Raw genomic sequence first — 20,058 nt, 5'->3', positions numbered from 1 at the left:
ATCTAATTAATTAAAATCAAATTATATTACTTTTTACATGGACCTACAAGATCAATTAAAAAATCTATTTCCAGACCACGAAGTTTCTACCAATTCAACCGAAGGCCAAAAAAACGCCAAGGATGATACGGATATTTGGATGCAGGAAGATCCCATTATTTGCAAATACGAAAAGAGAAAAGGAAAGCCTATCACTATTTTGGAAGGGTATACCGGGGCAGAAGAAGACTTTAAAAAACTGGCCAAAGAATTAAAGACAAAACTCAGCGTTGGAGGAAGCTTTAAAGATGACAGTATTATAATCCAAGGTGATTACCGCGATAAAATAATGACCATATTAAAAGCTAAAGGCTTTAAGGTAAAGCGTGTAGGAGGTTAGAGTTTTGTTAATTATTTTTAGTCCATAAAATAATTAACTACTTTTAATAGTCACAACCTAAACTACCAAGACAATGAATTCCCAGTTACACATCACAAATGGTGACCTGTTCACCAAAAAACTTAAGGGCCTAAAATTGCCAGGGGAAATTATTACTTGGCGAGAAATGTTGTGCGAAGGAAAGACAGAGACCAATGTCGGTAGTGAATCCTTTTGGAAAACAAGATTTGATTTCCTGAATAAGACCTACAAGGTCTCCAAGTCTTGGTTTATTGATAAAACTTTAAAGGAGTACCGTATGCTTTGTAGCCACAAAAAGGAAGACCATATTGTTTTGTGGTTTGATTACGATCTTTTCTGCCAAATTAACATGCTTGCTGTTATCAGTTGGTTAAAGATGCATAGGCCCTATGCAGAAATATCTATGGTTTGTCATGGGGATGATGAAAACTCTAGCCCTTTATTGAACCTAACCGACTTAAACAAGGAAGAGTTACGGAATTTATACGAAAACCGTACGTTTTTAACTCAAGATGATGTTGAATATGCCGATTACGTATGGCAGCTTTATTGTAGTGACAATCCTATCCGACTAGAAAATTTAATGGATTTTGATGATTTCCAATTTAAATATCTTTCCGGAGCCATTAAGTCTCATTTGATGCGTTTCCCGACCATAAAAAATGGTCTGAACGAAGTGGAAAACAACATCTTGAGATTGGCCGTCAAGGAAAGCCCAAAAACAAAGATCGCCTTATTAAAAACAGTGCTAAAAAACCAAGGCAACTATGGTTTTGGTGACACCCAGTATACAAGGATCATTACAAAACTTACACCTTTGTTCACTGATTTTAATCCTGTTAAACTTTCTAAAAAAGGAGTTGCTATTTTAGAGGGCAAGACTAGTTATTATTCTTGTATCCAAGAAAACACCGCCTATTTGGGCGGCGCCTTAAAATATAGTTTCCTATACAATTCAGAAACCAACCGTATATTAAAATTATAATATGAAGATTGGTTCATCCGAGCTCATCCTAAATGCCGATCATAGCATCTACCACCTTAATTTACTACCAGAAGACCTATCGGACACCATTATAACCGTTGGTGATCCGGATAGAGTCTCCTTGGTTTCCCAATATTTTGATACTATTGAACTTAAAAAAGGAAAAAGGGAATTCCATACCCATACCGGCACCTTAAAAGGCAAGCGCATTAGCGTTATTTCAACGGGTATAGGCACTGATAACATTGACATTGTACTGAACGAACTAGACGCTTTGGTCAATATCGATTTCAAAAGCAGAACGGTAAAAAAAAACCTCACTTCCCTGAATATTGTCCGGATTGGAACTTCGGGGGCGATACAGCCCCACATCCCTATAGATTCATTTTTGTTGAGCGAGCTTTCCATTGGGCTGGATAGTCTATTGCATTTTTATGATAGTAGCAGCATTCAGCACCACGAAATACAACAAGCATTTATACAGCATACCAATTGGTTCAAGGACAAGTCGACTCCCTATGTGGTCAGTTGTGATGAAGATTTGGCAAAAATTATGACATCGGACAAAATCCGATTTGGCTTTACCGCTACCAATGTCGGGTTCTATGGTCCGCAGGGACGCACACTACGATTAAAAACACAGGACGACAAATTGAATTCCAAACTTGCAAGTTTCAAATTTAAAGACAAACAAATATCCAATCTAGAAATGGAAACTTCTGGAATTTATGGGCTGTCGAAATTACTAGGCCACCGCGCCATTTCTTTAAACTGCATATTAGCCAATAGGAGTACAGGAGAATTTTCTGCCAAACCGGAAGAATCTATCCATGAACTGATTACATATACCTTAGACAAATTAACCAAAGGACTATAGGACAAGACCAAAGCTAATGTCAAGAGCAACTTTTGGAGCTCTGTAAAACGGCAGCTACCTTACCCTTAAATTCCTTGTTTTACATTAACATAACAAAATTAATATTGAAAAAAGTAACTATTATCGGTGTTCCGGAACATTTTAATTTCCCTTGGCATTTAGCCATCGAAGAAGGTGCCTTTGAGGCCCGTGGCATTCAACTAGAATGGACAGACATTCCTGAAGGAACGGGTAAAATGGCACAAATGCTGAAAGACCAAGAAACAGATTTAGCCATTATCCTTACCGAGGGAATCACCAAAAGCATCACAGAAGGCAATCCGTCCAAGATTGTACAAGAGTACATTGCCAGTCCACTTTTATGGGGAATCCATGTTGGCGCCAAAGGCGACATACACCAAATGGACGACCTCAAAGGTAAAAAAGCGGCCATAAGCAGGTATGGCAGCGGCAGCCATTTAATGGCTTATGTGAACGCCAAAAATCAGGGCTGGGACACAGAAGACCTAAACTTTGAAGTGATCAATAACCTCGATGGCGCCGTTGAAGCTTTAAGCGATGGCACTGCCGATTATTTCATGTGGGAAAGGTTTACAACCAAACCAATAGTAGATAAGGGCATTTTTAGACGAATTACGGATTGTCCTACCCCATGGCCTTGCTTCGTGATTGCGGCAACGGACAAATTCATAGCCGAGAATTCAGCCCTCTTAAACCACATTCTAGAAGTAATTAACAGCTACACGCTTGAATTTAAACAAATACCGAGTATAGATCGCACCATAGCCAATAATTACGGCCAGCAATTAGAGGATCTTCAGCAATGGCTCTCCCTCACGCGATGGAGCCAAATGAACCTTGCTCCCAATACCTTAAAGCAGGTTCAGGAAACGCTCATCGACTTAAATTTAATAAGCCAACGTTTGCCGTACGAGGACTTGGTATTTACCAAGAAATAAGCGGTCTGTTGGCTTGCTTCAAAATTTCATTGGTCATAGAAAAGTGCTTATTACCAAACCAATACCCTCTATTGGCACTTAAGGGTGAAGGGTGTCCGGAAGTTAAGATATGATGTTTTTTAGCATCTATTAATTTTGCCTTCTTTTTAGCAAAACCTCCCCATAGTAAAAACACTATTCCCTCCTTTTCTTGGGAAACTTTTTCGATAACAGCATCGGTAAAAGTTTCCCATCCTTGTTTTTGATGGCTAGCAGCCTCCTTCTCACGTACGGTTAAGGTGGCATTTAACAATAAGACCCCTTGTTTTGCCCAAGCCTCCAGATTACCACTAAGCGGATATGTTTTGCCCAAATCTGATTCCATTTCCTTAAAAATATTCATTAGGGATGGCGGATGCCCTACCCCCTCATTCACCGAAAAACAAAGGCCATTGGCCTGGCCCGGACCATGATAAGGGTCTTGCCCCAAAATAACCACCTTGGTATCTTGAAAATTGCAGAAGTCAAAGGCCGCAAAAATAGCTTCCTTCTTAGGATAGCAAACATGCTTGGCATACTCTTGCTTTACAAAATCATTTAAATCGGAGAAATAAGGTTTTTTAAGTTCAGATTGTAACGGCTTTTGCCAACTTGGATGAAGATCAAAAATCATTTATGAAGATAATTAAGGTGTTAGGGTACTTGGTCGCACCTCCGCCAAAATTAATCAAAAACTAAACAATGTGAAAAAGAAACAAAACCACTTCTTGTAAGAAGCGTTAATTCAAAGCTCCACGGCCCTAAGCGGCATTTAACCTCGCCCTGACAATATATTTCAAAATAAACAGTGATTGACCCCTATTGCAAAAGATTAAGCCGCTCTCGAACCAAGGCAAACAACAAAGGCACCCTACTAGGTGCCTTCTTATTTAATACCGCAGCTCTTAAAGCTATTGCTTTACGAATTCATCGCAGAGATTATAAATTCCTTGAATTCCTTGGAAATTGGAATCAAGGTATCGTTTATCAAGATATCCCTGGAGTTGATCGCGTCGATATGATCTACATTGACGATGTACGATTTGTGTGCCCTGTAAAATTTATGCTGAGGCAACTTTTCCAAATAATCTTTTAAAGGGGAGCGAACCAAAAACTTTTTATCGACCGTATTTACTTCCAAATACACATTGTCGGCTTTGATAAACTTAATATCCCCAAACTGGATTCGATAATATAAATGCTGTTTTTTTACAAAGATCGAATCCTTCAGCACCTTATTAGACATTAACTTATCATCTTCCTCTTCGTCCTTTTCCCCATTCTTTTTTATTTCTGTAAAATTGGATAGGGCGATTTCTATCGAGGTATAAAGATCCTGTTGTTCAAAAGGCTTTACCAAATAACCATTCGGCTTTACTGTTTTTGCATTTTCAACAGTAGCTCTATCCGAATTCGAAGTAACGAATATAAAGGGAATACTATAGTTTTCCCTGATGTGTTTTCCTAAATCTATACCTGTTTTATCAGAAGCTAAAATAATGTCTATCAGTACTAAATCGACCTCTTTATTTTTTAATACTTCTACAGCTTGTTCATATACGATAACATTGTCAACTATTTCGTATCCAATTTCTTCCAACATCGATTGCATGTCATCGGCAATTATGACATTATCCTCTACAATAAGTATTCTGATTGGTTGTTCCACGGCATAAGTTTTAGTTGGTTAGTACTCAAACTTACAAAAAATTATAATAACTAAAATAAAACAATAGGGCCAATAAAAAAGTACTCAGCGCTAATTTTTTAAGTTCCGGATCTAACAAAACGGTGTTTTTGGTTTTCAACACCTTCCTTAAATGTATGAATATAGTAATAAAAGCCAATAAATGTAGGGCATTTAACCAGCTTTGAAAATTTAGGATCGTAAATACCAGCATGGCCAAAAAACTCAAAACGATCAAAAACGTATGATATATTTTTCCTTTTTCAACACCAATTTTAACAATAATCGTGTTTTTATTCGCTAGTTTATCGGACTTATAGTCGCGTAAATTATTCAAATTCAGCACCCCTGTACTCAACAGGCCTATGGTAATAGCCGGAAAAATACCCATATACTCCATGGATTTAGTATATAGGAACATGGCTCCCAATACCCCGAGCAATCCAAAAAAAAGAAAAACAAAAACATCCCCTAAGCCTCTATATCCGTAAGCCGACTCTCCCACCGTATACCTAATGGCCGCCCAAATACTAAGGGCCCCTAAGCCGCCAAAGATGGCAATGTATTTTAAATTTTCGGCACCAAAAGCGTAAAACAACAAACTTATCACTAACAATATACAGATCACCACAGCGGTGATAATACCGTTTTTCAACTCCTTCCGGGACAGGAGACCACTTTGGTAGGCTCGTTTTGGACCTACCCGATTTTCATTGTCTGTGCCTTTTACTCCATCCCCGTAATCATTGGCAAAATTTGAGGTAACCTGAAATCCGATTGTAGTACATACGGCAAGGATAAAAATGCCGATATTAAATTCACCGTACATTCTCCCTAAAACAGTACCTACAATGATACCCGATAGAGAAAGGGGAAGTGTTCTTAATCGCGCTGCGTTAAGCCAAGCTTTTATTTTCAACAAACTAGTAGGGTTCTTCTATTTCTATTCGTTTTCCATCTCTGTATGAGGCCACAAAGGCGTCTTTAAACCCCATATTGATCAACTGATATCTAAAGGAGCGTGCCTCTTCCAAGGTTTCAAAATTCCCCAAGGAATAAGAATAAAAAGGATTGGCCTTTGCAAATAGGGTATTTCCCAAAGACTCCGAGGATAAGGTTATATTGTTATCAACGAAGGTTTTTACCTGAACGGAATATATTTTTTCTTTATTCAAGAACCTTTTAGCCAAATAAAATTCGTGCAACAGACTAAGTTCCTCGTTTTGCTTTTTAATATTTTCAATTCGTCTTTTTATAATATCCAAACTATCGATTAAACCAATAACCTCTAGACTGTTACGATACTGTTGATTGGACGATTTAACAAAACCGGCATTATACGATAAAGCCACCATACCGCCAATCAGGAAAAGTCCAGTCACTATCCCTAAAACGTTACGTTGTATCTTGCTTCGTTTTAACTCCTTATTCTTGTGCTTTATTTGATCTAAAAGGCGATCATTTATAATTTGCGCCTTATCAATATCCTTGTGCAATTCTAACAAATCGCTTTCTTCAATGAATGGCATAAATACTTAAGTTTTAATATAAAAATACGTTTCTTTCGCTATTTAAAAGCAATGGTTCATGTTTCGATAAAAGAAGGCTCCTTCATCGAACTCCTTCACAGCAAATGCTCCTGCCTAGGACAACAACTGTTTTATTCAATCAGGTGAATACTGTCTGATTTAATTTCAATTTTACGTTCCTTGTAAAGGGCTCCAATTCCTTTTTTAAAGGTTTTTTTACTCATTTGAAGCTGCCTTTTGATATCTTCAGGATCCGATTTATCGTGAAGGTTCAGTTTGCCTCCATGGGCTAACAGTTTTTCATAGATAAGGTTGGCCGCCGGTTCCAAGCTTTGGTATCCTATTGGTTGTAGGGCTACATCTAACTTATTATCGGGTCTTATATGCTTAATATATCCTTTTAACTTATCGCCTACCGCTACCTTTTTAAATACTTCGTTAGCATAGACAAGTCCCTTATGTTGGTTATTGACAATAACTTCCCATCCTAAATCGGTAAACCTGGTCACCACTAAATCAACCTCGTCCAATACCTTTACGGTTAAGAGATCGTTTGATAAAAATTTATCCAACTTATTAGAAGCCACCAAACGGTTGGTCTTTTCATCCAAATAACAATGCACTACATACCATTGTCCTTCCTGCATTTTATTTCGTTGCTCGCGAAACGGCACTAATAAATGCTTCTCTAGTCCCCAATCCATAAAAGCACCAAAATCATTAACCTCTGCTACTTCCAGTAATTGAAACTGATCTACCATCACAAACGGTTCCAATGTAGTGGCTACTATACGTTCTTCATGATCTAAATAACAGAATACATTTATGAAATCTCCTATTTCAAATTCCTCTGGCACATATTTATTGGGAAGCAGAACATCATTCCCTTCTTCATCTCCTAAAAAGAGACCCACGCTGGTATCTCTTAATATTTCTAAATTGCTATATTTTCCTAATGCTATCATGCTACAAAAATACATTTAAAAAGAATCATGCGTACAAAAAAAGCCGCTCTTTTTAAAGAACGGCCCATATCTCTATATACAACTTATTATTTGCTATATATAGCTTCTTTTTTAAAGTGTTTCGTCAACATATAATAGACAACCGCTCGGTGCTTACTTTTCACCGAAGACCCGTATTTGTCGACAACATTCTTTATTTCTTCCATCAAAGCTGGACTATCACTTAATCCTAATTTTTTAATAAGGAAGTTATTCTTTACGGTTTCCAACTCCTTGTCATCTGAACCAGAAACTTTGGAGGCATCCAAGTTATAAATAGAGGGCCCCAAACCAATGGTTACCTTGGTCAACAAGTCCAAATCTGGAGCTTCACCAAATTTTTCTTTAATATCTGCTGCGTACTTTTCGATTAATTCGTCTCTTTTGCTCATAATTTAGAAGGTTCTATTTATTGAATGGTTTATTTTGTTCTAAGATATGAAATCAAAATAATTAAGCAAAATTTTATCATTTATAAGTCTAGGGGTAGAAACCTCAAGAATTTTTGGCCTCTCCGAGGGCCGGTAAAATTTTTCAAGAGCATCTTTTAGAGCATCCTCATCTGAAACCCGCCCATACTCAAAGCCATACATTGTAGCTAAAGGCTCAATATTTAACTGGTGCGTCGTCTCAAAAAATGTTTCGAAATTTTCGGTCTCTGCCCTCCCTGGTAATATTCTAAATATCCCGCCTCCATTATTATTGATCACTATAATCCTAAAATCAGGACGGATATAACGATTCCACATAGCGTTGCTATCATACAAAAAACTTAAATCGCCTGTGATAAGCAATGTTGGGCTGTTATCGTAAAGAGCTGCTCCAATAGCCGTAGAAGTACTGCCATCTATTCCACTTGTCCCACGATTACAAAACACCCGTATAGAAGTATCCAAATCAAAAAGCTGCGCATAGCGAACCGTAGAACTATTCGCCAACTGCAATTGATACTCTTGTGGAATGGTTTTTATTATATCGTTAAAAACCAACATGTCGGAAAAAGGTATTTCCGATATAAAGGCCTGTCTTTTTAACTCGTATCCCCGTCTTTTTTTGGCCCATTTCTGATGATAAGTACTTTCTAAAGGACTGGATAATGAAAACAGTTCCTTAAAAAAATTATTGGGATCCGTTTTAAAATGCTTTTTCAGACAAAAGAAGGTGTTATAGGCTTTTTTAGCATCTACATGCCAATGATGACTGGGAGAATAGCTTCTTAAGAAAGCCTTTACCTTTTTAGAAACAATAAGCCCCCCTAGGGTCAGGACGATATCGGGTTGCAACTCCTTAAACAGTTCTTCTTTCTGGTCCGATTTTTCGATAGGCGCAATGATACTATCGATACTTGCAAAAAAATTGTCGTGATGAAGATTTGAAGTGCTTTCCGTAAAAACGATTACCGATGGATCTTCGCCCAGAACCTTTAAATACGATTCCATGATCGTATTGGGATAGTTTACGCCTACCAATACAATTTTACGAGCCGCAGTAGACCATATTTTTGCCACTTCTTTTAAGTCGTCCGTCCAAGGATCATTTTCGATCGCTTCCACGGCCACTTTTGGGGCTACCGTAGCATGTTCCAAAACATCATACAAGGGCTCTTCAAATGGAACATTAATGTGAACTGGGCAATTTTGAGACAACACCTCTTTAAAGGCCTGATTTAATTCCCCATCGTTATAGTGCTGCACTCTAGCTTGGGCGTCACTAGGGCTAAGCCCTAAAAGCTGTTCGGGAGCATACTTTTTTATCTTATCCGTAGCATGATAGACATCTTGCTTTAAATTGGCCGTATATCCGATATGATTTTTAAAAACATTTTCTTGCCTAATAGTCTGCCCATCCCCTATATCTACCTTATACCCAGGTCTGTCTGCAGTGAGGACCACCAAGGGGATATCACTGTAAAAAGCTTCAGAAATAGCGGGATAATAATTTAAAAGCGCACTGCCCGAGGAACACAAAAGAACGACCGGCTTTCTTGTTTGTTGAGCAATCCCAAGAGCAAAAAAGGCAGCACAACGTTCGTCTACAATGCTAAAACACTTAAAATAAGGGTCTTCTGAAAACCCTATGGTCAGAGGGGCATTTCGGGAGCCCGGAGAAATTATAACGTTTTTTATACCCCTTGCCTTGCAGTGGTACACAACAGATTGTGCGGTAGGAATGCTCGAATATTTCATGGTGACAAAAATACAACGCCACCAATTCTAAAACCAACGGAAAGCCCTAATAGTTTTTATTAAAAAGCACATTCAGCATTGTTCCACTTTTATGCTTGGTTTCCTTCCATTCGTCCTCTGGCACCGAGCCATTGGTAATACCACCTCCTACGTATATCATCACTTTCTTATCTTGCCATTGCAAACACCTTAGGTTAACATACAAGGCCGTCTTGTTCTTTACGGTTCTATACACCCTGTTTTCCTGATTACGCCTAGGTTGGGGCCTTCTCTGATCTTCCCTGAAGTTCAGCTCCCCCAAAAAGCCCGTATAATACTCCCTATTGTAGTTTTCATTATTTAGGATAAAGGTCTTGGCCTTTAATTTTGGTAATCCACATACTGCCGGTGTAGGATGCAAGGCACTAATAATTTCCTTTAACCCACAGCTTCCTATTAGGCCAGATACCGAAGTCTTTAAATGCCATAAATTACCTGCCCGTACAGCCGTAGTATCCGAGACGGTCATGGAAGTTACTTTATCGGCAAGTGCAGCTTCTATAAATTCGGTTACCATTCCTTGTTCTTCTAGCTCCTTTTTGTCCCATTGTGGCCCTTGCTCACCTACAGCCAACTTGGTCCCTGCCAAGGACATGGTCTTAAAACGCTTGTTCTCGGTTTGCAATAACATTTCTGGGGTAGCTCCCAGCCACAGCCCTACGGAAGGATGGTACCAGATATAACAGAATGCACTGGGATATTTTCGCAACAGGGCATGGAAAGTTTCCAGCGGGGTTTTAACCGTATCTACCTCTAATTTTCTAGACAAAACAACCTTGTCCAAAGTACCTTCGGCTATTTCATCCAGGCCTTTCTCTATCATCTGAAGGTGGAAATCTTTATCCAAATCGTCAAATTCCGAGAAAATTGTAGTTTCGTTTAACAACTTGTTTTCCTGTGGATACGCTACTGAAAGAAACTCGTCTTTTTTTAATAAAACAGGACTTTGTTCGCCATCGAAAGGAGCAAATACAAAGCCGCTTTCCCGAAAATCCTCTACAAAATACAATTCCTTGTCTTTTTGAAAAATAGCCTTCACCGTTACCTCCTTCGGATGACGATAGGCCACCAACGGATATCCCTTTTCTAATTGATCCTTTATCCGGTCCAGAAAGTTTAAAAACATATTATTTCTTTTGAAGTGCTATGGTAGTTAATTTGCAAACAGAGATTAGGTTATTTTGTGTATCCGTAATTTTTATGTCCCATATTTGAGTAGTACGCCCTTTGTGTACAATGGTAGCCTTTGCATAAACATCTCCCTCACGAATACTCTTTACATGATTGGCCGACACCTCTATTCCCCTCACACTTAACTCCTTTGTATTCATAAAGATATGTGCCGCCATACTACCTACACTTTCGGCAAGGGCCACAGACGCCCCGCCGTGCAATACTCCTTCTGGCTGATGAACCTTAGAAGAAACCGGCATTTTTGCAACTAAAAAATTCTCGCCAACATCGGTATAAACTATCCCCAATGTCTCCATTAAAGTCCCCTTACTAGTATCGTTACAAATTTTAAGAATCTTTTCCTTATATTCCTTCATTGCTAGTTTTTTTTTGTAAAATTAAGCAATACCAAGCCAACAAAAGTGTTCCTTTATATCAGATTTAAGATTTATGAAGCCAATAGAAAAACAAATCTCCTACACCACTACCAATACCTACCTCAGCCTAAATACTTTAGACAAAAACACTAAAAATGTGTGGATAGTTTTTCATGGAATAGGTTTTCTCAGTAAATATTTTTTGAACTATTTTTCCCAGCTCCCCAGGGATATAAATTATATCATTGCCCCCCAAGCGCCCTCTAAATATTATCTAAACAACGAATATAAGCGTGTTGGTGCAAGTTGGCTTACCAAAGAGAATAGAGCGTTGGAAACAAAAAACATCCTTTCATACCTAGATAACTTATACCAATCAGAAAATATACCATCACATTGCAAGCTTATTATTTTGGGCTTTTCCCAGGGCGTATCCATTGCCAGCCGATGGGTAGCACATAGTAAAATCCCCTGCCATCAACTCTGTCTATATGCCGGAGGGATTCCGGCAGAACTAAAACCCGAGGATTTTCATTTTTTAAAAGAACATTCTACTCAAATAAAAATCATTTACGGTGACCAAGACCCCTTACTGTCTGGCCAACGGTTACAGCAAGAAAAAACAAAAATAGACACTTTGTTCCAGGGTAAAGCACAATTTATAAGCTTTGAAGGCGGCCATGTCATAAACAAAGACCTTATTAATAACCTGGCAGAATAACCTATAACCACCACTAGCGCAGAAACCCTATTATATTATTACATACCAATTATTTACTTCCTTGTTTTAACAACGTCCGAAATTCCAAACCAAAACGTTTGAAATTTTTGATTAACAAAAATCAGGCCCTGTTTTATAAATATCCTAGCAGCGAAACTGATTGATTTTTAGGATTAAAAACCATTAATCCAAGCATTTTTTCGTACTTTTAAAAGACTACTTTCCGAGCTATAATTCGGATAATGGACTCCGTAATTAATTTGGTCCTTATAAATTTTTATCCCTTACAGCACGTACAGAGACCCAGTAAATAAGCTTGTCAATGAAATAATAAAAAATCCCCCAAAAAAATATCGAGCTGTCACTTGGTATTTAAATTTGGAATCCGACTGGAATTCCAATTAACTTTAAACTAAGTTGTATGAATATTGGATTGGAGAAATATCGGTATTATTTTGAGACATTACGAGAAAATCCCTTATTTAAAGATATCAGCAACGAATCTCTTGCTGCACTACTAAAGATATCTACTAGCCTGTATTGGGAAAAAAAAACCTGTATATTAGATACCGATAATACTTTTCATAAATTTTATATCATCATTTTCGGCAAGGTTAAAGTTTATAATTTCGACCCACAAAACAACCGGGAACTTACCCTGAATATTTTAACCGACAGCGATATCTTCAATGTATGTACCCTAATTAACGGCGACAGCAGCATACTCTTTTACGAGGCCTTGGAATTTACCGAAGTATTATGGATCCCAATAGATCAAATGCGGCAATGGATGGCAGACAATCCTGCCATATACAAACCGTTCTTAAGCTATGTTGTTAAGAAAACAGAAAAGCTAGAAGTGGCTGTTTCAGATTTATGCCTAAAAAACACATCGACCCGTTTGGCCAACCTTTTGGTGCAACATTTAAATATAGCAACCAATAAAATTGAAGTTATAAACGGACTCTCCCATGATGAATTGGCCGCATTGATAGGCACTACCAGAGCCGTGTTAAACAGACATCTACAAGAATTTAAGGAAGACGGCATTCTAAAAATTAAAAGAAAAAATATAGAAATCATAGACCTTCCACTACTGATACAAAAGATGCATACCACCTCTACAGCGACAGCTTATTTCAAAAATTAGCAGCGTTAATTTATTCTTAAAGAATCTGTAACTGCTACCTACGTAGCACTTTAAACAGCCATTTGCCAGTAATTTTATATAGTATTAATATTAAAACCCAATTATTATGAAAAATACATTAATGTTACTCGGTATACTAGGTTTTAGTCTCATGGGATTTTCCCAGGTAACCGACAACGATAAAGAAGCAAAAGAAGTAAAACTGGAAGAGGTAACCGTTACCCCTATCGTGAATTTTTCGTATCAAAATTTGGTGCGTGAAGACACAACCCCAGATTATGTTCAAAACCTACAGGACGAGGTAGCCAGATACGACGTTACTCAAGATCCTAATTTTAACGGAGACTATGAGGCTTATGAGGTTATTTTTTCACAAACCAATGGCCGCATCATTGCTACTTATGACCAAGATGGAAAAGTAATTTCTACCTTTGAAAAATTCAAAAATGTTACGCCACCAGAATCGGTTCGAAACAGCATTTACGAATTATATCCTAATTGGACCATCCATAAGGATATTTATAGGGTTACCTATTTTCAAGGAGAAGATGTAAAAAAGATTTATCAATTACAGGTTAGAAAAGACAACCAAAAAAAGAATATAAAAGTAGACACTAAAGGCAATATTCTTTAAACACTACAACTTTCAATAGCTTTCTAAACAAACCCATATACTGTACATGTAGCCATGTACAGTATATTAATTTCCGCAATACTCACACAACTGCGCAGAGCATATCAACTTGTTACACCCAAAGTATTTAAAAAGAAAATCCGTTCTGTCTAGAGCGCTTACTTTTTACTCTTGACGCCTTCGTTTTCAAAATACTTAATTTTCCGACTGATATAGGTATTGTCGGGCGTAATGACTTGTCTTATCCAATTTCCTTTCTCTCCACTGTCAAACTGGTAAATATAATTCTTTACAGATTCTGCTTTCCCTTTTTTAGTCTTCACCGAAACCAAGACATTGTTAGCATCATAGGTATAAAACTTGCTTTCCAAGGGAACAAAACCGTTTTGTTCCTCGCGATATACTTCTTTTTTCTCGTACAACAACGCTCCATTATTGGAGTAAATTTGCTCAAAAGCCAAATGCGGTTCTCCTTCTAGGTATTCCTTGGTATGTACCTTTTTCTGTTCTTTCTTATTGGATGCTTTAATGGTAGCGGTCGTTACGGTTTTAAGAATAACATCATTTAAATAAAATGTCTTGGTAAACGCCCCATTTTTCTCTTCGTAGGTAACGGTCGTTTCATCTATACCGCTATCGTTCATACGTTTAATGGTTTTTAGTTTCCCAGCTTCATTATAAACATATTCGTATTGATCTAAAAACTCCTTGTCATAGGAAAATATCCGTTCTGTTACTTTTTTGACATCAGTGGTATCTGTTTTATAAAAATTGGCAATAGAGGTATTTTTAACAAATTGGCCATCCCTGTAATTTTCCAATCTCTTTTCCAAAACACTGTTGCCCTGAAGTTTATAAATAGTAATATCGTAATCGGACTCATTGTAACGGGTCACGGATTTAATCAAATACCCTTGTTTATTAAACACATATTCTTCTTTCCCATAACTCGTAATCACCATACAGGATTGTACGGGTCCTTTCAGATCAAAATCCTTCACCGTAAACACTTCCAATTCTTGCGCCATAGCCACTGGTGCAAAAAAGAGAGTCCCTACACTTAATAACGCGCAAAATATAGCTGTAACGATTTTTTTTTCCATACCTCAAAATTAGGCTTAATTAAGCCATAATAAAAACAATTTCCACAACAAAATAAGGTATTAACATTAAAGGAGCGCCCCAATATTTTGTTTAAAAACCACCATTTAAGATCGCCATGGGCTTCTAGGTGAATCCAATCCAAATTTGGATAAAATTATGGGATTTCAAGAACTGTTGCGGTTATCTAGCCCTTTACTTCCTGAAAAGGAAGAATTCCCTAAGGGCTCCATATTTTCCTGTGCCAATATTCCTATAAAGGTACATTCTGCCATGTTTCCTTTTAAAACCGGCACATTTTTATGCGTTAGGGACCGCGGCGGCATCCCCGCAGCACAGCAAGGGATAGAGCCAAGGGCCCGCCCGAGGAAGGAGGGAACGCCCAAAATATTTTAATATAGGTCTACGGGAAAACGGAAAGAATTCTCGCTTTTTTCACCCACCATAACAGCTTGTAGGCATCTAAAATAGGGCGCTGTAAATAAGCTAAAAAAACAAAAACCCCTTCAAAATTTCTTTTGAAGGGGTTCGTTATATAAATAAGATCAGTGATTACTTCACTTCTTCAAAATCTACATCTTCTACATTGTCGGCATCTTTCTTAGTGTCACCGCCAGCTGCATCAGCACCTGCAGGAGCACCTTGCTGTGCTTCTGCTTGAGCTTTGTACATTTCTTCTGAAGCTACTTTCCACGCTTCGTTAATTTTATCCAAAGCAGGAGTAATGACAGCTATATCTTTAGACTCATAAGCAGCCTTAAGTTCAGTCAATGCTTCTTCGATAGGCTTTTTCTTTTCGTCAGATAATTTTTCGCCAAATTCAGCCAATTGCTTTTCTGTTTGGAAAATCATTCCATCTGCTTCATTCAATTTATCGGCAGTTTCCTTAGCTTTTTTATCTGCTTCAGCGTTCGCTTCAGCCTCGGCCTTCATTTTTTTGATTTCTTCTTCGGTCAAACCAGAAGAAGCTTCAATTCTAATGTCCTGGCTTTTGTTGGTAGCTTTATCCGTAGCAGATACTTTAATAATACCATTGGCATCAATATCAAAAGTCACCTCAATTTGTGGTGTTCCTCTTTGTGCTGGTGGAATACCGTCTAAATGGAAACGTCCAATAGTTTTGTTATCCTTGGCCATTGGGCGCTCTCCTTGCAATACATGGATTTCTACCGATGGCTGATTGTCTGCTGCCGTAGAGAATATCTGAGATTTTTTAGTAGGGATAGTCGTGTTAGCTTCGATTAATTTCGTCATAACACTTCCCATAGTTTCAATACCTAGAGACAAAGGAGTAACATCTAATAACAATACATCCTTTACATCTCCGGTAAGTACACCACCTTGAATAGCAGCACCAACGGCAACTACCTCATCTGGGTTTACTCCTTTAGATGGTTTTTTTCCGAAGAATTTTTCTACTGCTTCTTGTACTGCAGGAATTCTTGTAGAACCACCAACTAAAATAATCTCATCAATATCGCTCTTAGACAATCCAGCTGCTTTTAAGGCAGAAGCACAAGGAGCGATAGTTCTTTCTACTAAATCAGCAATTAATTGCTCAAATTTAGATTTTGTCAATGTACGCACCAAATGCTTAGGTCCTGTAGCAGTTGCTGTAACATATGGCAAGTTTACTTCTGTCTGTCCTGTAGAAGACAATTCTATTTTTGCTTTTTCAGCAGCCTCTCTCAAACGCTGCAAAGCCATTGCGTCTTTACGCAAGTCAATTCCTTCCTCAGCGTTAAACTCATCGGCCAACCAATCAATGATTTTTTGGTCAACATCATCACCACCTAAATGGGTATCTCCTTCAGTAGACAATACTTCAAAAACACCATCTCCTAATTCCAAGATAGAAACATCATGTGTACCACCACCAAAATCAAAAACAACGATTTTTTGATCGGTATCTTTCTTGTCCATACCGTAAGCCAAAGAAGCAGCGGTTGGTTCGTTAATAATACGCTCTACTGTTAAACCGGCTATTTCACCAGCCTCCTTGGTAGCTTGTCTTTGCGCATCGTTAAAATAAGCAGGAACAGTAATTACCGCTCTACTAACAGTTTGCCCCAAGTAATCCTCAGCAGTCTTCTTCATTTTTTGAAGAATCATTGCAGACAATTCTTGTGGCGAATATAAACGACCATCGATATCTACTCTAGGCGTATCGTTATCTCCTTTTACCACTTTATAAGGTACTCTATCGGCTTCACTAGAAGACTCAGTGAATTTGTTCCCCATAAAACGTTTGATGGAATAAATGGTTTTCTCCGGGTTCGTTACCGCCTGTCTTTTTGCAGGATCTCCTACCTTAATCTCTCCGCCATCTACAAATGCAATTACAGATGGAGTAGTTCTTTTTCCTTCTGCATTTGGAATTACAACAGCTTCGTTACCTTCCATTACAGAAACACAAGAGTTTGTTGTTCCTAAATCTATTCCAATAATTTTACTCATTTTTATATATTTACTATGTTGAAAATTCTTTTAATACTCGTGCTATATAAGTCAAGGATTGTGCCATGACATCAAATATGACAAGGTGTCATAAACATTGTCTTGTTTTGGACAAAATCCCAAGGTTATTAGGGGTATTATGGCATTACCCCATGGCATTAAAAGTGCCACGGGGTCGTGCTTTTCATTGCTAGTCTATGTATTTGCCCTAAAAAGCAAACACATAGAGCTATACATTGCAATCACTAATGCAAAAAAAACTCGCTCCCTAAAGCCTTATTTTTATTGGTGCATTATTGGCACAATTGCACCACAGCTGCTACTGGCAATCTACGCCCACACCCTTATGGGGCCATATTTGTTTTTAACAAGCTCAGCAATCCCCCTTTTTAAAACAGCACCTCCCCTTCCTTAGATTAGCTGCATACTTTCTTAAATACATTCAAAAAAAACACACCTTAAATCTCAAGTACACATAATAAAGCGATCCATTTAAACCCCTTGGTTTTTTGAGGAAAACACATTCTACTTTTACAATTTATAGTCATACCTTTACTTAAAATTTTAAGGAATATAGTCCATGGAATGCATTAGTGTTTTCGATATGCTCAAAATAGGAGTTGGCCCTTCGAGCTCCCACACTTTAGGACCTTGGCGAGCTGCCGAACGATTTATTAAAAAACTGAAAAAGAAAAAAGTATTTGATTCAGTAACCCACATAAAAATATCTACCTATGGGTCTTTATCCCTGACAGGGAAAGGACACGCTACCGATTTAGCCATTATGCTAGGGCTAACAGGTGCCGATCCGGTAACCATCCCTATAGAAAACATCGGTAGTATCATACAGGGCATTCGGGATAATAAAAGCCTAAAATTAAACAATGCCTTAACCATACCCTTCGACCCTAAAACGGATATTGTCTTCGAAAAGGAATTCTTGCCATTCCATGCCAACGGAATGATCTTTGAAGCTACTTTAGATAGCGGCAAACAATTAAAGCAAACCTATTATTCTATCGGTGGGGGCTTTGTTGTCCGGGAAGCCCGTACCAAGGCCATCAAAAAGATCAAGGAGTTTAAATCCTTCCCTTATCCCGTACAAAATGGCGCCCAACTTTTGGCCAGCTGCAAAGAACACCAAAAATCAATTTCGGAATTGGTATTGGAAAACGAACGCTCGTTAAGAACCGATGCCGAAATAGACGAGGGACTGCGACATATTTGGGATACCATGTTAGAATGCATGTATATTGGCTGCCATACGGAAGGACATTTGCCAGGCGGATTACATGTTCGCAGACGCGCCTACGATTCTCACCAAAAGCTAATAGGCGACCTCCCTTATGACTCTCCCCAAGAATGGCTCCTAACCATCAGAAAAACAGAGGTTAAATTTAGAGCTATCCTAAAATGGGTAAGTTGCTTTGCCCTTAGTGTAAATGAAGTAAACGCCTCCTTGGGAAGAGTAGTAACAGCGCCTACCAACGGAAGTGCAGGGGTAATTCCTGCCGTACTGATGTATTATATGGTCATCGAAAACCACCAGGCCGACTTTGAGCACGTTAAAAAATTCCTTTTGGTCGCCGGAGAAATCGGCAGTATCTTCAAAAAAGGTGCTACCATTTCAGCCGCCATGGGAGGCTGCCAAGCAGAAATCGGTGTGTCATCTGCCATGGCTGCCGCTGCCCTAACAGAGCTCATGGGAGGTACGCCCGAACAAGTAACCATGGCCGCGGAAATTGCCATGGAACACCACTTGGGACTTACCTGTGACCCTATTGGCGGATTGGTACAGATCCCCTGCATTGAACGCAACTCTATGGGGGCTATTAAAGCCATAAACGCGGCAGAATTAGCCCTAGACTCGAACCCTAACAATGCCAAAGTTCCCTTAGACAAGGTTGTAAACACCATGTGGGAAACTGCCAAGGACATGAATACAAAATACAAAGAAACTTCTGAAGGCGGATTGGCCGTTGGAGTTAATTTAAGTGATTGTTAAGGAATAGAAATTGTTAAAAAATGACCTGAATTGTCAAATGAATTAAAAAACCGAGCTACGACGATTGTGACAAGCTGTACCATCCTCACTTACAAGAAGTAGCCCTATAAAAAAAGTATCTCGATGAACAGTTACTTGAATAGTGTAAAAAAGCAATTTGAATATTACAAATCGCTTGGAGAAAAAACCATGGATCAGCTTCCCGATGAAATGCTTTTCTGGATTCCCACAACAGAAAGCAACAGCATTGCCATGATCGTAAAACACCTTCATGGCAATATGCGCTCTAGATGGACGGACTTCTTAACGGCCGATGGTGAAAAAGATTGGCGAAACAGAGCTGCCGAATTTAACAATGACACCACTGCCAAGCCTGCTGCAATGGCACAATGGAACCAAGGTTGGGAATGTCTTTTTAACGCCTTGGACGCTTTAAAAGAAAACGATTTAGAGAGAGTCGTTTATATCCGAAATATGGGGCATACCGTCATAGAGGCCATCAACCGTCAATTATGCCACTACTCCTATCATATTGGACAAATTGTATTTTTAGGCAAAATGATACAAAATCAGAAATGGCAGCCCCTTTCTATACCCAAAGAAGCTTCCGAACAGTACAATAGCGACAAGCTTTCGAAAGGTAAAAGAACTCAGCATTTTACCGACGATCTATAAGAATATTTCCGTAACTATATAAGACCTGTTTTAATTAAGGACAAGCCCTTAAAACTAAGTACTAACATATAGGCCAACTGA

Annotated in this window: 20 protein-coding genes; 9 read left to right on the top strand and 11 right to left on the bottom strand. The window is 38.5% G+C overall.

Annotated features, from left to right (window positions below):
• Positions 1 to 37: 37 nt before the first annotated feature.
• The 4 genes from BUA16_RS08055 to BUA16_RS08040 all read left to right on the top strand — a co-directional run bounded on the left by BUA16_RS08055 (position 38) and on the right by BUA16_RS08040 (position 3,221).
• A complete protein-coding gene (locus BUA16_RS08055; RefSeq protein WP_072764242.1) occupies positions 38 to 379 on the top strand; it encodes a translation initiation factor in 342 nt (113 codons plus the stop codon).
• A gap of 73 nt (positions 380 to 452) precedes the next feature.
• Positions 453 to 1,385, top strand: coding sequence for a DUF1835 domain-containing protein (locus BUA16_RS08050; RefSeq protein ID WP_072764241.1), 933 nt, complete (start codon positions 453 to 455; stop codon positions 1,383 to 1,385).
• Between the two features lies 1 nt (position 1,386).
• Positions 1,387 to 2,262 carry a nucleoside phosphorylase gene (locus BUA16_RS08045; protein ID WP_072764240.1) on the top strand — a complete coding sequence of 292 codons (876 nt, stop codon included), beginning with the start codon at positions 1,387 to 1,389 and terminating at the stop codon, positions 2,260 to 2,262.
• A gap of 104 nt (positions 2,263 to 2,366) precedes the next feature.
• Positions 2,367 to 3,221 carry a substrate-binding domain-containing protein gene (locus tag BUA16_RS08040; protein ID WP_072764239.1) on the top strand — a complete coding sequence of 285 codons (855 nt, stop codon included), beginning with the start codon at positions 2,367 to 2,369 and terminating at the stop codon, positions 3,219 to 3,221.
• On the opposite strand, the gene BUA16_RS08035 is transcribed toward BUA16_RS08040, so the two are convergent.
• The 9 genes from BUA16_RS08035 to BUA16_RS07995 all read right to left on the bottom strand — a co-directional run bounded on the left by BUA16_RS08035 (position 3,208) and on the right by BUA16_RS07995 (position 11,234).
• On the bottom strand, positions 3,208 to 3,873 hold the full coding sequence (locus BUA16_RS08035; protein WP_072764238.1) for a uracil-DNA glycosylase: 666 nt from the start codon (positions 3,871 to 3,873) through the stop codon (positions 3,208 to 3,210). The genes BUA16_RS08040 and BUA16_RS08035 overlap by 14 nt on opposite strands.
• Before the next feature lie 285 nt (positions 3,874 to 4,158).
• Positions 4,159 to 4,908, bottom strand: a complete 750-nt coding sequence (locus tag BUA16_RS08030) for a LytR/AlgR family response regulator transcription factor (RefSeq protein ID WP_072764237.1) — start codon at positions 4,906 to 4,908, stop codon at positions 4,159 to 4,161.
• Positions 4,909 to 4,939: 31 nt separating this feature from the next.
• A complete protein-coding gene (gene menA, locus BUA16_RS08025; protein ID WP_072764236.1) occupies positions 4,940 to 5,848 on the bottom strand; it encodes a 1,4-dihydroxy-2-naphthoate octaprenyltransferase in 909 nt (302 codons plus the stop codon).
• A 1-nt stretch (position 5,849) separates the two neighbouring features.
• A complete protein-coding gene (locus BUA16_RS08020) occupies positions 5,850 to 6,455 on the bottom strand; it encodes a sporulation protein (protein ID WP_072764235.1) in 606 nt (201 codons plus the stop codon).
• 131 nt (positions 6,456 to 6,586) lie between these two features.
• Entirely contained in the window at positions 6,587 to 7,420 is an 834-nt protein-coding gene (locus tag BUA16_RS08015; protein ID WP_072764234.1) for a CvfB family protein, read from the bottom strand.
• Positions 7,421 to 7,506: 86 nt separating this feature from the next.
• On the bottom strand, positions 7,507 to 7,851 hold the full coding sequence (locus tag BUA16_RS08010) for a DUF2853 family protein (protein WP_072764233.1): 345 nt from the start codon (positions 7,849 to 7,851) through the stop codon (positions 7,507 to 7,509).
• Positions 7,852 to 7,890: 39 nt separating this feature from the next.
• The gene (gene menD / locus BUA16_RS08005) at positions 7,891 to 9,645 is read right to left on the bottom strand and encodes a 2-succinyl-5-enolpyruvyl-6-hydroxy-3-cyclohexene-1-carboxylate synthase (protein WP_072764232.1); all 1,755 of its coding nucleotides are present in this window, start codon (positions 9,643 to 9,645) and stop codon (positions 7,891 to 7,893) included.
• Positions 9,646 to 9,691: 46 nt separating this feature from the next.
• A complete protein-coding gene (locus tag BUA16_RS08000; RefSeq protein ID WP_072764231.1) occupies positions 9,692 to 10,810 on the bottom strand; it encodes a chorismate-binding protein in 1,119 nt (372 codons plus the stop codon).
• Between the two features lies 1 nt (position 10,811).
• Positions 10,812 to 11,234: a PaaI family thioesterase gene (locus BUA16_RS07995; RefSeq protein ID WP_072764230.1), complete on the bottom strand. Its 423-nt coding sequence runs from the start codon at positions 11,232 to 11,234 to the stop codon at positions 10,812 to 10,814.
• 73 nt (positions 11,235 to 11,307) lie between these two features.
• Here BUA16_RS07995 and BUA16_RS07990 point away from each other — a divergent pair, with 73 nt between their 5' ends.
• The 3 genes from BUA16_RS07990 to BUA16_RS07980 all read left to right on the top strand — a co-directional run bounded on the left by BUA16_RS07990 (position 11,308) and on the right by BUA16_RS07980 (position 13,739).
• A complete protein-coding gene (locus tag BUA16_RS07990) occupies positions 11,308 to 11,955 on the top strand; it encodes an alpha/beta hydrolase (protein ID WP_072764229.1) in 648 nt (215 codons plus the stop codon).
• Positions 11,956 to 12,376: 421 nt separating this feature from the next.
• On the top strand, positions 12,377 to 13,105 hold the full coding sequence (locus BUA16_RS07985; protein WP_072764228.1) for a Crp/Fnr family transcriptional regulator: 729 nt from the start codon (positions 12,377 to 12,379) through the stop codon (positions 13,103 to 13,105).
• A gap of 106 nt (positions 13,106 to 13,211) precedes the next feature.
• Complete coding sequence (locus BUA16_RS07980; RefSeq protein ID WP_143150475.1) at positions 13,212 to 13,739, top strand: hypothetical protein; 528 nt, start codon at positions 13,212 to 13,214, stop codon at positions 13,737 to 13,739.
• A gap of 158 nt (positions 13,740 to 13,897) precedes the next feature.
• On the opposite strand, the gene BUA16_RS07975 is transcribed toward BUA16_RS07980, so the two are convergent.
• A complete protein-coding gene (locus tag BUA16_RS07975) occupies positions 13,898 to 14,842 on the bottom strand; it encodes a hypothetical protein (RefSeq protein ID WP_072764226.1) in 945 nt (314 codons plus the stop codon).
• 550 nt (positions 14,843 to 15,392) lie between these two features.
• A complete protein-coding gene (gene dnaK, locus BUA16_RS07965; protein WP_072764224.1) occupies positions 15,393 to 17,297 on the bottom strand; it encodes a molecular chaperone DnaK in 1,905 nt (634 codons plus the stop codon).
• 580 nt (positions 17,298 to 17,877) lie between these two features.
• Between dnaK and BUA16_RS07955 the strand changes: the two genes are divergently transcribed.
• Both BUA16_RS07955 and BUA16_RS07950 read left to right on the top strand, forming a co-directional pair.
• A complete protein-coding gene (locus tag BUA16_RS07955; RefSeq protein WP_072764222.1) occupies positions 17,878 to 19,302 on the top strand; it encodes an L-serine ammonia-lyase in 1,425 nt (474 codons plus the stop codon).
• A 123-nt stretch (positions 19,303 to 19,425) separates the two neighbouring features.
• Positions 19,426 to 19,977 carry a DUF1572 family protein gene (locus tag BUA16_RS07950; RefSeq protein ID WP_084668457.1) on the top strand — a complete coding sequence of 184 codons (552 nt, stop codon included), beginning with the start codon at positions 19,426 to 19,428 and terminating at the stop codon, positions 19,975 to 19,977.
• Positions 19,978 to 20,058: the final 81 nt, after the last annotated feature.

It is taken from the genome of Arenibacter nanhaiticus (genome assembly GCF_900141935.1).
Lineage (GTDB): Bacteria > Bacteroidota > Bacteroidia > Flavobacteriales > Flavobacteriaceae > Arenibacter > Arenibacter nanhaiticus.
This window is presented reverse-complemented; position numbering and strand designations above follow the sequence as displayed.

Excerpts from the sequence above, each read along its gene's own strand:
- BUA16_RS08055 (WP_072764242.1), top strand. The coding sequence starts at position 38 with ATGGACCTACAAGATCAATTAAAAAATCTATTTCCAGACCACGAAGTT.
- BUA16_RS08050 (WP_072764241.1), top strand. The coding sequence starts at position 453 with ATGAATTCCCAGTTACACATCACAAATGGTGACCTGTTCACCAAAAAA.
- BUA16_RS08045 (WP_072764240.1), top strand. The coding sequence starts at position 1,387 with ATGAAGATTGGTTCATCCGAGCTCATCCTAAATGCCGATCATAGCATC.
- BUA16_RS08035 (WP_072764238.1), bottom strand. The coding sequence starts at position 3,873 with ATGATTTTTGATCTTCATCCAAGTTGGCAAAAGCCGTTACAATCTGAA.
- BUA16_RS08020 (WP_072764235.1), bottom strand. The coding sequence starts at position 6,455 with ATGCCATTCATTGAAGAAAGCGATTTGTTAGAATTGCACAAGGATATT.
- BUA16_RS08015 (WP_072764234.1), bottom strand. The coding sequence starts at position 7,420 with ATGATAGCATTAGGAAAATATAGCAATTTAGAAATATTAAGAGATACC.
- BUA16_RS08010 (WP_072764233.1), bottom strand. The coding sequence starts at position 7,851 with ATGAGCAAAAGAGACGAATTAATCGAAAAGTACGCAGCAGATATTAAA.
- menD (WP_072764232.1), bottom strand. The coding sequence starts at position 9,645 with ATGAAATATTCGAGCATTCCTACCGCACAATCTGTTGTGTACCACTGC.
- BUA16_RS08000 (WP_072764231.1), bottom strand. The coding sequence starts at position 10,810 with ATGTTTTTAAACTTTCTGGACCGGATAAAGGATCAATTAGAAAAGGGA.
- BUA16_RS07995 (WP_072764230.1), bottom strand. The coding sequence starts at position 11,234 with ATGAAGGAATATAAGGAAAAGATTCTTAAAATTTGTAACGATACTAGT.
- BUA16_RS07990 (WP_072764229.1), top strand. The coding sequence starts at position 11,308 with ATGAAGCCAATAGAAAAACAAATCTCCTACACCACTACCAATACCTAC.
- BUA16_RS07985 (WP_072764228.1), top strand. The coding sequence starts at position 12,377 with ATGAATATTGGATTGGAGAAATATCGGTATTATTTTGAGACATTACGA.
- BUA16_RS07980 (WP_143150475.1), top strand. The coding sequence starts at position 13,212 with ATGAAAAATACATTAATGTTACTCGGTATACTAGGTTTTAGTCTCATG.
- BUA16_RS07975 (WP_072764226.1), bottom strand. The coding sequence starts at position 14,842 with ATGGAAAAAAAAATCGTTACAGCTATATTTTGCGCGTTATTAAGTGTA.
- dnaK (WP_072764224.1), bottom strand. The coding sequence starts at position 17,297 with ATGAGTAAAATTATTGGAATAGATTTAGGAACAACAAACTCTTGTGTT.
- BUA16_RS07955 (WP_072764222.1), top strand. The coding sequence starts at position 17,878 with ATGGAATGCATTAGTGTTTTCGATATGCTCAAAATAGGAGTTGGCCCT.
- BUA16_RS07950 (WP_084668457.1), top strand. The coding sequence starts at position 19,426 with ATGAACAGTTACTTGAATAGTGTAAAAAAGCAATTTGAATATTACAAA.